The 13,692-nt window shown below is 70.6% G+C and carries 12 protein-coding genes; 5 read left to right on the plus strand and 7 right to left on the minus strand.

The window, feature by feature from the left end; translation table 11 throughout:
- Positions 1-47: 47 nt before the first annotated feature.
- Entirely contained in the window at positions 48-1,490 is a 1,443-nt protein-coding gene (locus tag AB0K28_RS24375; RefSeq protein WP_364373963.1) for a hypothetical protein, read from the minus strand.
- Between the two features lie 10 nt (positions 1,491-1,500).
- Here AB0K28_RS24375 and AB0K28_RS24380 point away from each other — a divergent pair, with 10 nt between their 5' ends.
- Positions 1,501-1,629, plus strand: a complete 129-nt coding sequence (locus AB0K28_RS24380) for a hypothetical protein (protein ID WP_364373966.1) — start codon at positions 1,501-1,503, stop codon at positions 1,627-1,629.
- A 675-nt stretch (positions 1,630-2,304) separates the two neighbouring features.
- On the opposite strand, the gene AB0K28_RS24385 is transcribed toward AB0K28_RS24380, so the two are convergent.
- Positions 2,305-3,801: a serine/threonine-protein kinase gene (locus tag AB0K28_RS24385; RefSeq protein ID WP_364373969.1), complete on the minus strand. Its 1,497-nt coding sequence runs from the start codon at positions 3,799-3,801 to the stop codon at positions 2,305-2,307.
- A complete protein-coding gene (locus tag AB0K28_RS24390; RefSeq protein WP_364373972.1) occupies positions 3,791-5,302 on the minus strand; it encodes a serine/threonine-protein kinase in 1,512 nt (503 codons plus the stop codon). The genes AB0K28_RS24385 and AB0K28_RS24390 overlap by 11 nt, the downstream gene beginning before the upstream one ends.
- 75 nt (positions 5,303-5,377) lie before the next feature.
- Between AB0K28_RS24390 and AB0K28_RS24395 the strand changes: the two genes are divergently transcribed.
- The gene (locus tag AB0K28_RS24395; RefSeq protein ID WP_364373975.1) at positions 5,378-7,102 is read left to right on the plus strand and encodes a DEDD exonuclease domain-containing protein; all 1,725 of its coding nucleotides are present in this window, start codon (positions 5,378-5,380) and stop codon (positions 7,100-7,102) included.
- A 17-nt stretch (positions 7,103-7,119) separates the two neighbouring features.
- The gene (locus AB0K28_RS24400) at positions 7,120-7,407 is read left to right on the plus strand and encodes an Lrp/AsnC ligand binding domain-containing protein (protein WP_345400981.1); all 288 of its coding nucleotides are present in this window, start codon (positions 7,120-7,122) and stop codon (positions 7,405-7,407) included.
- Positions 7,408-7,725: 318 nt separating this feature from the next.
- Here the strand turns inward: AB0K28_RS24400 and AB0K28_RS24405 are convergent, their stop codons facing one another.
- The 4 genes from AB0K28_RS24405 to AB0K28_RS24420 are packed head-to-tail and all read right to left on the minus strand — an operon-like array spanning position 7,726 to position 12,003.
- On the minus strand, positions 7,726-9,420 hold the full coding sequence (locus AB0K28_RS24405; protein ID WP_345400978.1) for a ubiquinol-cytochrome c reductase cytochrome b subunit: 1,695 nt from the start codon (positions 9,418-9,420) through the stop codon (positions 7,726-7,728).
- Positions 9,417-10,529: a Rieske 2Fe-2S domain-containing protein gene (locus tag AB0K28_RS24410; protein ID WP_364373979.1), complete on the minus strand. Its 1,113-nt coding sequence runs from the start codon at positions 10,527-10,529 to the stop codon at positions 9,417-9,419. Before AB0K28_RS24410 ends, AB0K28_RS24405 begins: the two co-directional genes overlap by 4 nt.
- Positions 10,526-11,335, minus strand: coding sequence for a c-type cytochrome (locus tag AB0K28_RS24415; RefSeq protein ID WP_364373982.1), 810 nt, complete (start codon positions 11,333-11,335; stop codon positions 10,526-10,528). Before AB0K28_RS24415 ends, AB0K28_RS24410 begins: the two co-directional genes overlap by 4 nt.
- Before the next feature lie 14 nt (positions 11,336-11,349).
- Positions 11,350-12,003: a heme-copper oxidase subunit III gene (locus AB0K28_RS24420; RefSeq protein ID WP_364373985.1), complete on the minus strand. Its 654-nt coding sequence runs from the start codon at positions 12,001-12,003 to the stop codon at positions 11,350-11,352.
- A gap of 179 nt (positions 12,004-12,182) precedes the next feature.
- Between AB0K28_RS24420 and AB0K28_RS24425 the strand changes: the two genes are divergently transcribed.
- Positions 12,183-12,608, plus strand: coding sequence for a hypothetical protein (locus tag AB0K28_RS24425; RefSeq protein WP_345400966.1), 426 nt, complete (start codon positions 12,183-12,185; stop codon positions 12,606-12,608).
- Between the two features lie 6 nt (positions 12,609-12,614).
- The gene (gene trpD / locus AB0K28_RS24430; RefSeq protein WP_364373988.1) at positions 12,615-13,661 is read left to right on the plus strand and encodes an anthranilate phosphoribosyltransferase; all 1,047 of its coding nucleotides are present in this window, start codon (positions 12,615-12,617) and stop codon (positions 13,659-13,661) included.
- Positions 13,662-13,692 lie beyond the last annotated feature (31 nt).

Here is a 13,692-nt window from a genome sequence, read left to right on the forward strand (position 1 = left end):
ATGGGCGGCCGTACGGGCGCCCGGCGCGCACGATCGGGCCGGTGGTGTCAGCCGCCGTCCAGGACGTTCAGGTAGGCCTTGGCCAGAGTGAGGGCGCCCTCGAACGCCTCCTTCTCCGGCATCAGCACGACATTGGACGCGTTCTTCTCCGCGTTCTCGGGCCGCTGATGTCCGGTGTAGTCGACCTCGATCACCACGGCGCCCTTGCGGATGACGTACGAGCCGCTGCCGGCCGACACATCGCCGACCCGCGACTGGACGTACTGCCGGTGGGCCTGGTCGCCCAGCCCCTTCACGTCGGTCAGCTCGCCCCAGGTGATGCCGCCGAGCGAGGACTCGGCGCTGCCCGCGGACCGGCCCCTGTCCGTCGCGTAGAACTCCTTGGCGGCCGGCTCGTCCACGGCCCCCGCCCGGTTGGTGAACCGGTGCACGGTGATGAGCGCGCTGCGGACCTTCTTCCTGCCCTCGCCGTCCGGCAGGTCCAGGTTGAGCCAGCGGCACTCGGTACGGTCGTCGTCGCCGATCCTGTTGCCGCGCGCCCGGGTGGTGGCGTCGGGCACCAGCTTGACTGCGGTGCCGCTGACGGCCCCGCAGTCGGCGGGGAAGGAGGCCAGCACGGTCGGCGACGGCGTCGGCGTGGAGCTCGGCGAGCGGGAGGGCGGCGCGGTGGGCGTGGCCGACGGCTCGGCCTGGGCCAGCACGTCGGGGTGCTTGCGCTGCCACTCGGCGACGCCCTTGGCGAAGTGCACGACCAGGCCGCTCACCTCGCGGATCGCGTTCTCCTCCGTGACGGCCTGGGCGGACTCGTTCGTCAGGATCTGGGCGTCTTTACGCTGCTGGCCCGCCTGGTACTTGACCTCGATCGTCATGTCGCCGACCCGCGCGTACGCGGTGCCGTACGCGTACCAGAGCATCTTGCCCGAACGGCGCCACGTGTACTGGGCGAAGGCGCTGTCGCCGACGTTCGGGATGTCCTTGACCGGGGAGATGTACTCCTTCTCGTCCTCGTCGAGGGTCGGCTTCGCGGTCTCGCGGTACTTGCCGCTGCTGTAGTCGGCCTCGTACGAGTTCTGCGCCATCGCGCGGCCCGTCTTCACGCCGTCGGGCTTGTGCTGGTCGACCTTGACGTCGATCTCCCTGCTGCGCCAGAACTCACCGAACGAGATGCGGCGGTTCGTCCAGTTGCAGCCGAAGTTGACCGTGTAGTCGTTGTCACGGGACCGCTTGTCCACGGTCGCGTCGGGCACCAGCCGGTCGGCCTCGTCCTTGGGCAGCATCGAGCACACGTCCACGCCCACGGCCGCCGCGGACGGGCTGCCGGAGGCGGACGACGTCCCTGCCACCGGGGGCGTGCCACCGCCGCCTTCGTCGTCCTTGTTGCCATACAGGAGGAACAGGCCCACCCCGGTCGCGGCCACCAGCACCACGAGCGCCGCGGCGAGCGTGGGCATCAGCCACGACGGCCGCTGGGGGCCCTGCGGCGAGGGCATCGGGGGAAGGGTGGGAGGCAACGTCGGCGGCAACGCCTGGTCCGGCATGCGCGGCGGCATCGACGACGGCATGGCGGGCGGCAGGGTAGGCGGCAGATACGGCGCCCCACCCTGCGGCCCGCTCGGCGGCCCGCCTTGAGGGCCGCTCGGAGGCCCGCCTTGGGGACCGCTCGGAGGCCCGCCTTGGGGACCGCTCGGGGGCCCGCCTTGGGGACCGCTCTGGGGCCAGCTCGGAGAGCCGCCCTGAGGTTCGTTCGGAGGCCAGCCCGAAGGCCCACCCTGAGGGCCGCTGGGAGGCCCGCCTTGGGGGCCGTGCGGCGGCCAGCTCGGAGAGCCGCCCTGAGGGCCATTCGGGGGGCCGGCCTGGGGATCACTGGGTGGCCCGCTTCGGGGGCCGCTGGGGAAACCACCGTAAGGCCCGTCCTGCGGCCAGCCCTGCGGCCCGTTCTGAGACCAGTCTTGCGGCCCGTTATGAGGTCCGTTCTGGGGGCCTTGGGGGCCCTGTGGGGGCCGGGTTGGAGAGCCGGCCTGAGGGCCGTTCGGGGGGCCGGCCTGCGCGCCAGGCGGAGGGCCACCGTAGGGGGTGTTCGGAGGCGGGCCTTGGTTCGCGCCTGGAGGGCCGGCCTGCGGGTCTTGGGGCGGGGGGCCGTCCGGGGGCTGGTGGGGAGGCTGGGATCGCCTGCCGGGGTCCTGATAGGGGTTCGGCGGCCCGTACTCACTACCGGGATTCACTGCGACTCCTGAGGTTGCCCTGGCTTGCGGGGAAACATGCTAGTCACACCCCTTGCGGGGTGCTTGCGGCGCGATAGGCCTCTCACTCCGGCAGCGCCGCGACGACCAGGCGGGCGGCGGCGATCGCGGTCTTCTGATCGTTGGGCTTGTCGGTCGGGACGTCCTCACGATGCCAGATGACTTCGCCCAGCAGGTTACTGGTACGGAAAAGCAACCGGCTGTCCGCGATGCCCGATTCATTGGAGTTGATATACAGTCGCAAGCCGTTCTGGACGATCGCCCGCTCCCCCACACCGGCGACCTCGTTGACTCCTCCCCACATCTGGCGCTGGCTGGTGCCCTTGGCGGCGGCCCGCGTACGCTCCTCGCTGGCCATGCGGCGCTCGGCCACCTGGGGCCCGCTGAGGTCCTCGGTGGGCCGCTCGGCCCAGACCCGCACGATGAGCTTGCCGCGGGTGGAGTCGTTGAGCCACTCGCACTCGCCCGGCTTGGGGGACGAACGCCGGGGCGCGCCCTTGATGAGCTTGGCGGCCTGGTCGTCGGTGAGCAAGCGGCAGGGCTCGGGCGCGGTGGCGTAGCGACCGGGCGGGGCGGTGGACGTGCCGAGCGCGTTGACGGCGACCCAGCCGCCCGCGCCCAGCACCGCGACGGCGGCGAGCACTACGGGGAGCAGCCACCGGCGGCGCGCCTTGGCGGGCCCGGGCCCAGTGCCGGTGCCCCTTCCGGCGCCGGGGAGATTGCCGGTGCCGGTGAAGGTGCCCGTGGAGATGCCGACCACCTTGTGCAGCGCATGACGCACCTGGGCCGCCGTGGGGCGTACCGCGGGGTCCTTGGCGAGCATGGCCATCAGCAGGTCGCCCAGGTGGCGGCCGGCACGTGCGGGGTAGGGCGGCTCGTGCAGCAGCACCGCCGCGGCGATCGCGGCGGGCAGCCCGCGCTCGAACGGCGCGCGCCCCTCGACCGCGGTGTACAGGCTGGCGCCGAGCGACCACAGGTCGGACGCGGGCCCGGAGGGCTGCTGGTTGAGCCGCTCGGGAGCCATGTAGCCGGGCGAGCCCGCGCTGCCGAACCGGTCGCCCACCCCGCTGATGGGCGCCGCGATGCCGAAGTCGGTGAGCATCGCCGAGCCGTCGCCGTCGAGCAGGATGTTGGCCGGCTTGACGTCCTGGTGCAGCATGCCGTGGGCGTGCGCGACCTCCAGCGCCGACAGGACGCGCAGGCCGATCGCGGCGACGTACTCGGGGGGCAGCGGCCCGCTCTGCTTGATCACCTTGTCGAGCGAGCGGCCGGTGACCAGGTCCATGATGATCCACGGCTGGGCGCCCTCGATGACGACGTCGTGGACCAGCACGATGGCCGGGTCGCGCAGGCGTCCGGCCGACCGCGCCTCGTGGATGGCGCGGTCGATGAACTCGGCGTGCTCCTGCGGGCTCAGCCGTTCCGGCACGCGTACCTGCTTGACGGCGACCTGCCGGTCGAGCACCTCGTCGATGGCCCGCCACACCGTGCCGGCGCCGCCCTGCCCGAGCCGCTCGATCAGCCGGTAGCGGCTCGCCAGGAGGTAGAGGTCACCCGCCATCGCGCAACGTCCGCTCGCTCGCCTGCGCGGCTCTCAGCGCCGACTGCATGATCTGGTCGTCGGTCGGCCGGTCGCTGAGCGTGGTGTACGAGGCGCTCACGACGAGGTTGGCCAGCCGGTAGAAGACGTAGGCGGAGTGCATACGGCCGTCGGGGCCCCGCAGCTCGAAGCCGAACGCCTCCTCGCCGACTCCCTTGACGTCGTGCACCGGGGTGCGGGTGGCCCGCTGGTTGCCCGCCACGCCGATCTCCGGCCAGGTCCAGCTGATCGTGTCGTTCCTGCCCCAGGTGCGCTTCTGGCTCTGGAACAGCTTGCGCGCCGACACCTCGGTCATCGACCACGGATCGACGGTGTCGGAGTCCTTCTGCACCTGCAGGCTCACGCCGGTCTTCGCCGCCGAGAGCGGGTAGCCGCACTCCGGGCCCGCGTCGTCGGAGTCGGGCTGCGCCTTGGGCGGGTTGGCGGTCTTCAGGATGCCGCCGAGGTCCTGCGCGCCGATCAGCGTGCAGACGTCCATGGGGGTGGTGAACGCCGAGGCGGCGGCGCCGTCGCGGTCGCGCAGCAGCAGGAACCCGGTCGTGGCCGCGGCGGCCAGCGCCACCACGACGACGGCGGCGACCAGCACGCCGAGCTTGCCGCGCCCTCCGGACCCGCTGGGCGCGGTCGCCACCTCGCCGGCCGGCAGCTTGGGCGCGGGCAGGCCCGCGGCAACCTGCCTGAGCGCGTCCACGACCAGCCGCGGGTCGGGGCGGGCGCCGGGATGCTGGGCCATCATGGCGGCCACCACGGGCCCGAGCGGGCCCGGCGCGACCGGGACCGGCTGGGTGAGCGTGGCGCGGACGCGGTCGGCCATCGACCCCGAGTAGGCCGGCGCGCCGGTCAGCGCGACGTAGAGGGTGGCGCCGAGTGACCACAGGTCGCTGGCGGGGCCGCCGGGGTGGCCCTCGAGCCGCTCAGGCGCGATGAACCCGGGCGAGCCGATCATCAGGCCCTGCTCGGTGAGCGTGGCCTGGCCCTCCTGCCTGGCGATGCCGAAGTCGGTCAGCACCACCCGGCCGCTCTCGGTCAGGAACACGTTGCCCGGCTTGACGTCGCGGTGCTGCAGGCCCTGGGCGTGGGCGACCATCAGCGCCTCGAGCACGTCGGCGCCCACCCTGGCCGCGTAGTCGGGGGGCATGGGGCCGAAGTCGCGTACGGTGTCGCCCAGCGTGCGGCCCCGCAGCAGCTCCATGACCAGCCACGGCCTGTCCTGCTCGACCACCACGTCGTGCAGGGCCACGATGCCGGGGTGGCGCAGCCGCGCGGTGGCCTGCGCCTCGCGCACCGCCCGCGTCACCGCCTCGGAGCGCTCTTTGTCCGGCATGCCCTCGGGCAGCGTGAGCTCCTTGACCGCGACATCGCGCTCAAGCATCTCGTCCCTGGCCAGCCACACCTTCCCCATGCCACCGGCGCCCAGCGGGCGCAGCAGGGAGTAGCGGCCGGCAAGTCTTCCCGCGGACATAAAGGGAAGGGTAACTAAGGATCAAGGGGGGTGCTTACTCGTTCCTGTCGGTCCGTCCTTCTATGGTCTTGGTTCGTGGACCCGGTTCAAGGCACTCTCGACGAGCTCGGCACGCCGCTGAGCGATGTCACGTTCGTCGTGTTCGACCTCGAGACGACCGGCGGCGCGCCCGCCGAGGACGCGATCACCGAGATCGGCGCGGTCAAGGTGCGGGCCGGTGAGGTGCTCGGCGAGTTCTCCACCTTGGTCGATCCCGGGGGGCCGATCCCGCCGTTCATCTCCGTGCTGACGGGCATCACCGACGCCATGGTCATGGCCGCGCCCACGATCGAGTCGGTGCTGCCGAGCTTCCTCGAGTTCATCCGCGGCGCCACCCTGGTGGCGCACAACGCCGGGTTCGACACCCGCTTCATCAAGGCGGCCTGCGCCGCGCTCGGCTATCCGCCGCCTGCCAACCCGGTGGTCGACACCGTCGATCTGGCCAGGCGGGTGCTGACCCGCGACGAGACGCCCAACGCCAAGCTGGCCACGCTGGCCAGGTTCTTCCGCAGCCCCGTCGAGCCGTGCCACCGCGCGCTGCAGGACGCCAGGGCCACCGTCGACGTGCTCCACGGGCTGATCGAGCGGGCCGGGTCCTTCCAGGTCCACACGCTGGAAGAGCTCAAGTCGTTCGTCCGCGCCCCCACGCCAGAGCAGCAGCGCAAGCGCCATCTCGCCGACTCCGTGCCCCACGCACCCGGCGTCTACCTGTTCGAGGACGAGCGCGGCGAGGTCCTCTACATCGGCAAGAGCACCAACCTGCGCAACCGCGTACGCTCCTACTTCACCGCGGGCGAGACCCGGCCGCGTATCCGCGAGATGATCGGCATCGCCGAGCGGGTGCGCCACATCGTCTGCGCCACCGCGCTGGAGGCCGAGGTCAGGGAGCTGCGCCTGATCGGCGGCGCCAAGCCGCGCTACAACCGCCGCTCCCGCTTCCCCGAGAAGATGGTGTGGCTGAAGCTGACGCGCGAGGTGTTCCCCCGCCTGTCGATCGTGCGCGAGGTCAAAGACGACGACGCCACCTACCTCGGCCCCTTCACCAGCACCCGGCTGGCCGACGACGCCCGCATCGCGCTGCACGAGGCCGTCCCGCTGCGCCAGTGCACGCAGCCGGTGACGCTGCGCACCCGGCGCTCGGCGTGCGTGCTGCACGAGATGGGCCGCTGCGGGGCGCCGTGCGAGGGGCGCGAGAGCCCGGAGGAATACGCCGTCCACGTCGAGACCGCGCGCCGCGCCATGACGCTCGACGCCGGCACCGTCTTCAGCGCGGTGGCCGCCCGCATGGAGCGGCTGTCGGTCGAGCAGCGCTACGAGGAGGCCTCGGTCGACCGCGACCGGCTGGCCTCCTTCGTCCGTACGGCGGCCCGCATGCAGCGGCTGAGCGCCATCACCCGCATCCCCGAGCTGGTGGCCGCCAGCCCCGCCTTCGGGGGCGGCTGGGACATCCACGTCGTCCGCTACGGCCGCCTGGCCGCCGCCGGGGTCATGCCCAAGGGCGCCCACCCGACCCCTTTCGTGGCCTCGCTCAAGGCCGCCGCCGAGGCGGTGCTGCCCGGTCCCGGGCCGGTCCCCGCGGCCAGCGCCGAGGAGACCGAGTGCATCCTGCGCTGGCTGGAGTCACCTGGGGTGCGGCTGGTGGAGGTCGACGGCGAGTGGAGCCTGCCGGCGCGGGGTGCGGCCCGGCACAAGGCGCGCATCGAGCTGGCGTACCGGCATCTCGATCAGCGGCGTCCTCGGGAGGGGCGACCTTTGAGGTGAAACGATAGAGTTGATGCATGGTCACGGCTATCGTCCACATCAATGCAGAGGTAGACCGGATCCCGGAGGTCGCCCAGACGATCGCCGAGATTCAAGGAGTCAGCGAGGTCTACTCCATCACCGGCGAATACGACCTGCTGGCCATGGTCAGGGTCGCCGCCTACGAGGAGATCGCCGAGGTCGTCCCTGGGCGGATCAACAAGGTGGCGGGCGTGCTCCACACGGAGACCCACATCGCCTTCCGCGCCTACTCCCGCCACGACCTCGACGCCGCCTTCTCCATCGGCTTCCCCGAAGCCGACTGACTTACCCCCGGCCCCACGCCCAAGGCTCAGCACCCCCGGCGCGCCCAGGCGAACGCGGTTTCAGGATCCGCGCCCAGGCCCCGCGCCCCAGCCGCACGCCTCAGGGACGCCGTTCCCGGGCCGCCGGCCACCTTCCGTGGCTCCCTGAGCCTTTCGCCGGGCATCCTGCGCCCTCGCCGCTCAGACACCTGACGCCGCCGGACCGCCTCACGCTGCCCCGACGAGGCCCCGCGCTCAGGATCGTGGATGTCCGGGGACACCGAAGGGCCCGGTCGAGCGGGTGCTCGGCCGGGCCCTTCGGTTGTGTGGCGTCAGGGATCAGCGGGTGATGCTGTGCTGCTCGTCGCTCGCACCGGCGCCGACGGCGGCGTGTTCTTCCTCGTGCTCGCCGTGCTCGTCGTGCTCGCCGTGGCCGTGGTGCCCGTGCGGGTCCTCCAGCGGGATCTTCTCCCCGCCGTAGGCACGCGACATCCGGCCGCGGAGCTTGCCGAGCGGCCCGCGCATCCCCTTCGGCGGGATGCCCGAGGTGTCCTCGTCCACCGGAAGCATCGGCACGGTCGCCTTGCCGCGCATGTGCGCTTCCATGTCCTCGGACGGCGGCGTGTGGATCTCGATGAACTCACCGTGCGGCAGCCGCTTGATCACGCCGGACTCCACACCGTGCGAGATGATCGCCTGGTCAGCGCGCTGCAGGCCGAGGCACATGCGGTACGTGATCAGGTAGGCGAGCGCCGGGGCGACGAAGATCAGCACTCGACCGGCGTAGGTCGTCACGTTGAGGCTGATGTGGAAGTTCGCCGCGATCTCGTCGTTGGCGCCGAGCAGCCACAGCACCCCGTAGAAGGTGATCGCCGAGATGCCGATCGAGGTGCGGTGGGGGTTGTTGCGCGGACGGTCGACGACGTGGTGCTCACGGTTGTCGCCGGTGACCCAGCGTTCGAGGAACGGGTAGAGCGCCAGGCCGGTCATGATGATGCCCATCGGCACCAGCGCCGGGATGATGACGCTCAGCGGCAGCGTGCCGGCGTGCGAGGTGCCGAAGAGGTTGATCTCCCACGGCGGCATGATGCGCAGCGCGCCTTCGAGGAAGCCCATGTAGAAGTCGGGCTGCGAACCCGCCGAGACGTCGGCCGGCGTGTAGGGACCGAACAGCCAGATCGGGTTGATCTGGGTGAAGGTCGCCAGACCGGTGATGACGCCCAGCGTGAACAGGAAGTACGCGCCCGCCTTCGCCATGAAGGCCGGGTAGAACGGCGCGCCGACGACGTTCTTGTTCGTCCGGCCCTTGCCCGGCATCTGGGTGTGCTTCTGCACCCACATGAGGACCATGTGGGCGGAGACCAGCGCCAGGATGATGCCCGGGATGAGCAGGATGTGCAGCGAGTAGAACCGGGAGATGACATCCTCACCCGGATATTCGCCGCCGAACAGGAAGAACGTGATGTACGTGCCGACCAGCGGCAGCGAGATCGCCACGCCCTCGGTGATCCGCAGACCGGCGCCGGAGAGCAGGTCGTCGGGGAGGGAGTAGCCGGTCAGACCCTCGGCCAGCGCCAGCGTCAGCAGCAGCACGCCGATGATCCAGTTGATCTCGCGCGGCTTGCGGTAGGCGCCGGTGAAGAACACGCGCAGCGCGTGGACCATCATGCCGGCCACGAAGAGCAGGGCCGCCCAGTGGTGCATCTGCCGCATGAGCAGACCACCGCGGACGTCGAAGCTGATCTCCAGCGACGACGCGTAGGCCTCGGACATCATGACGCCCTTGAGCGGCGCGTACGAGCCGTCATAGGCGATCTCCATCATGCTGGGCTTGAACCAGAGCGTCAGGAACGTCCCGGTCAGCAGCAGCACGACGAAGGAGTAGAGCGCGATCTCACCCAGGAGGAACGACCAGTGGTCCGGGAAGATCTTGCGCATGTTGCGCTTGAGGAAGCTGGCACCGCCAAGGCGCTCGTCGAGCCAGTTCGACGGGCCGGCGATGGCCTTGGGCGGGGCCTTCAGCTCGGTGCTCATGCCTGGCCTCCCTTCGACCTGGCCTCGGCCTCCGCGTCACCGCGTTCCCAGTAGCTGGGCCCGGGGGGCACCGGGAAATCGCCCTTGGCGATGAGGTAGCCCTCGGCGTCGACGGTGATGGGCAGCTGCGGCAGCGGCCGGGCGGCCGGGCCGAAGATGACCTTCGCGCCGTCGGCGGCGTCGAACGTCGACTGGTGGCACGGGCAGAGGATGTGGTGGGTGTTCTGCTCGTACAGGGCCGCGGGGCAGCCCACGTGGGTGCAGATCTTGGAGTACGCGACGATGCCGTCGTGCGTCCAGTTTCTGTTGGTGCCGCCCTTGATCTCCTCAGGGCGGAACTTGATCAGGATCAGCGTGGCCTTGGCCAGGGCGTTGAGGTCGTGCTCGTAACCCTCGGGCACGACCGACAGGATGCCGCCGGGCGAGTTGAAGTCGGCCGCCCTGATGGGCTGGCCGGTGCCCTCGACGACGAGCCTGAGCGGCTTGCCCTCCTTGGTGGTCCCGCCCCAGACCGTGTGCCGCAGCGTCTTGTTGAACTTGGCGCCCGGCATCTTGCTGTTGTCGAGGTCGCGCAGCAGGACCAGGGGGACCAGGCCCAGCGGCGCGGCGGCCAGCAGCAGGGTGCGGCGCAGCAGCTTGCGCTTGACGAAGCCGCTCTCGTTGGCGCCCTGCACGAAGGTGTCGCTCACGACCTCGCGGTCGTCCTCCTCGGAGGCCATCGTGTGGCGCTCCTGGACCAGCGAGTATTTCGGCATGATCTGGCGGACCCAGATCACGATGCCGACCGCCAGGCCGAGGATCGCGACGGTGAGCGAGGTGCCCAGCGCGAAGGTGGAGGTGCCCGTGGCCTCGGGACTGCCGACCTGGAACACCACGTAGGAGATGATGAACGCGATGGCGGCCAGGAAGGTGATCGTGAAGCAGAGCGCCACGATCTTCTCGGCCTTGCGGGCCTTGGCCTCGTCCTGCAGCGTCACGCCGGGGACGTCGCGCTCGACCTCTTCGGTCTCCGCCGTGCCGAGCATCGAGGTGCCCGGTGCGGGGGTGCCGATGACGCGCTTGGGGACGCGCTCGTCCGGCTGCTCGATCTCGTGCTCGTTGTCTGTCATGGCTTCTGTCGCTTCTTCGCGGTGATCCAGATGGCGGCGAGTGCGAGGGCGCTCAGGCCCACGATCCACGCCACGAGACCTTCGGTGACCGGGCCGATGCGGCCGAGGCCGAAGCCGCCCGGGTCCCGCTGCTCGCGGACCTGGGTGATGTACGCGATCATGCTCCGCTTCTCCTCGGGCGTGATCGTCGTGTCGTTGAAGACCGGCATCGCCTGCGGGCCGGTGACCATCGCCTCGTAGATCTGCGTGGGCGTCGCCTCGTTCAGGTTGGGCGCGTACTTGCCCTGCGTCAGCGCGCCGCCCGCGCCTGCCCAGTTGTGGCACTGGATGCAGTTGGCGCGGAACAGCTCGCCACCCTTGCCGGCGTCACCGAGTTTGGGGTCGACCTGCTCGTGCCCCGGCACCTGCGGGCCGCCGCCGAGCGACTGCACGTAGGCGGCGATCTGGCGGGTCGTGGTCTCGTTGACCCAGGGCGCGAGCGGCTTGCGCGGCGCCTGCGGGCCAGGAGCGCCCGCCGGCATGCGCCCGGTGCTCATCTGGAAGTCGACGGCCGCGGCGCCGACGCCGATGAGCGTGGGCGCCGTGCCGGTGCCCTGCGCGTTCATGCCGTGGCAGCTGGAGCAGTGCTGGACGAACAGGCTCTTGCCCTCGGCCACGTCATCGACCTTGCCTGCCGCCAATGCCGCGTCGGCAGGCTTACCCGCCTGGACAAAGGCGGCGTATACCATCCCGACCAGCGCCAACGCCAAAATCAGGACGGCGTATCTCGCGAGGGGATGCCGCCGCCAAGCGGTGATCCTAGTCACAGAGATCCCGTTCCTTAACGAATGATGTAGATGGTCGCGAAAAGACCGATCCAGACGACGTCTACGAAGTGCCAGTAGTAGGACACGACGATCGCGCTGGTGGCCTGCTCATGCGTGAAGCGCTTCGCGGCGTACGTGCGTCCCAGCATGAACAGGAACGCGATCAGGCCACCGGTCACGTGCAGGCCGTGGAAGCCCGTCGTCAGGTAGAACACCGAAGTGTAAGCGTTAGCGGACAGGGTCGCGCCCTCTGACGCCAGCTCAATGTACTCGTACAGCTGCCCGGCCACGAAGATCGCGCCCATGAGGAAGCTGACGATGTACCAGAAGCGGAGCTTTCCGACCTGCCCCTTCTCTGCGGCCCACACGCCCAGCTGGCACGTCACACTCGACAGAACCAGGATGATCGTGTTGACCGTCGCGAACGGGATGTTCAGGTGAGCGGCCTCTGCTGCGTGCGCGCCAGCAGGAAGCAGCGCCGGGCCCCACTCGAGGCCCTTGCCGACGCTCACCGACCGGATGGTGAAGTACATCGCGAACAGCGCCGCGAAGAACATGAGCTCAGAGGACAGCCACACGATCGTGCCCACGCTGACCAAGTTGGGTCTGCGGTACGACTGTGCTGTCGTCGTCGAAGTTATTGCGGATGCTGTCGCCACGGGCAGCATTATTGCGGCTCCGGTGGTCGGTCCGGCGCACGACCCCCCGTTAGCAGGTACGAACCACCGACCAACCTGGGATAATTGCCATAAAACGCCCACCAGGCATGGTGGCCTGGGTACGCATGCCCACGCACCGGTACGATCCCAGGTGACCATACCTCTTCGACTGATAGTGAGCGCGACCGATGTCCAGTGGGAGCACCGACGAGAAGATGAAAGTCCTCGTCTACAGCGACGACGCCGCCACCAGGGCCGAGGTGATCCAGGCCATCGGCAGGCGCCCCGCGGCCGACCTACCCCTCGTGGAGATCGTGGAGTGCGCCACCGAGCCCAAGGTGCACCAGTGGCTCGGCTCCGGTGAGATCGACGTCGCCGTCCTCGACGGCGAGACCCAGCCGGCCGGCGGCATGGGCGTCTCGCGCCAGGCCAAGGACGAGGTCTACGACTGCCCGCCCATCTGCCTGATCATCGCCAGGCGCGACGACAGGTGGCTGGCCGACTGGTCGAAGGCCGACGCCGTGGTGGCCCAGCCTCTCGAGCCCCTGGTGCTCGCCGACACCGTGGCCGACCTCATGCGCCGCCGCTCCGCCACCCGTCTCAACGCTAAGTAGGTGCCCATGGACTCCCGGACGACCTGGCCCACCCTGCTCAACGCCCTCCTGTCAGGAGAGCACCTCACCTCTGACGAGTCGGCCTGGGCGATGCGGGAGATCATGTCCGGCGCCGCGACGCCGTCTCAGATCGCCGGTTTCGTGATCGCGCTGCGCGCCAAGGGCGAGACCGTGGCCGAGGTCGTGGGCCTGGCCCGCACGATGCTCGACCTCGCCACTTCGCTCCGCGTCGAGGGCCCGGTGGTCGACATCGTGGGCACCGGCGGCGACCGCGCCCACACCGTCAACGTCTCGACGATGGCCGCCATCGTGGCCGCCGCCGCGGGCGCCAGGGTGGTCAAGCACGGCAACCGCGCCGCGTCGTCCTCGTGCGGCGCCGCCGACGTCCTGGAGCACCTCGGCATCAGGCTCGACCTCACACCCGAGCAGACGGCGCGGGTGGCGAGCGAGGCGGGCATCGCGTTCTGCTTCGCGCCCGTCTACCACCCCGCGCTGCGCTTCGCCGGGCCGACGCGCAAGGAGATCGGCGTTCCGACGATCTTCAACTTCCTCGGCCCGCTGACCAACCCGGCCCGCCCCTCGGCGCAGGCCATCGGCGTCTACGACGCCGGCATGCTGCCGGTGCTGGCCGGCGTGTTCGCCGAGCGGGGCGTGTCCGCCCTGGTCTTCCGCGGCGACGACGGCCTCGACGAGCTGACCATCGCGGCCACCTCCACCGTCTGGGTGGTCAAGGACGGCACGGCCACGCAGACCACGTTCGACCCTGCGGTGCTCGGCATCCCGCGCGCCGACGTGGGCGCGCTGCGCGGCGGCGACGTCGCCTTCAACGCCCAGGCCGTGCACGACCTCGTGCAGGGCAAGACCGGGCCGGTGCGCGACGCGGTGCTGCTCAACGCGGCGGCCGCGCTGGTGGCGCTCGACGGGCCAGGCGACGACCTCGACTCCGCCATGATCGACGGCTACGCCCGCGCGGTCCAGGCGATCGACTCCGGCGCCGCCGCGGCCACCCTCGACCGCTGGATCGAGGTCAGCAGCGCCTTCCCGCGCTCCTGAGCAGCCCCTGAGCACGAGTAACGGCGCCGCC

Origin of the sequence: Nonomuraea sp. NPDC049504 (assembly GCF_040676845.1) — a bacterium.
Lineage (GTDB): Bacteria > Actinomycetota > Actinomycetes > Streptosporangiales > Streptosporangiaceae > Nonomuraea > Nonomuraea salmonea.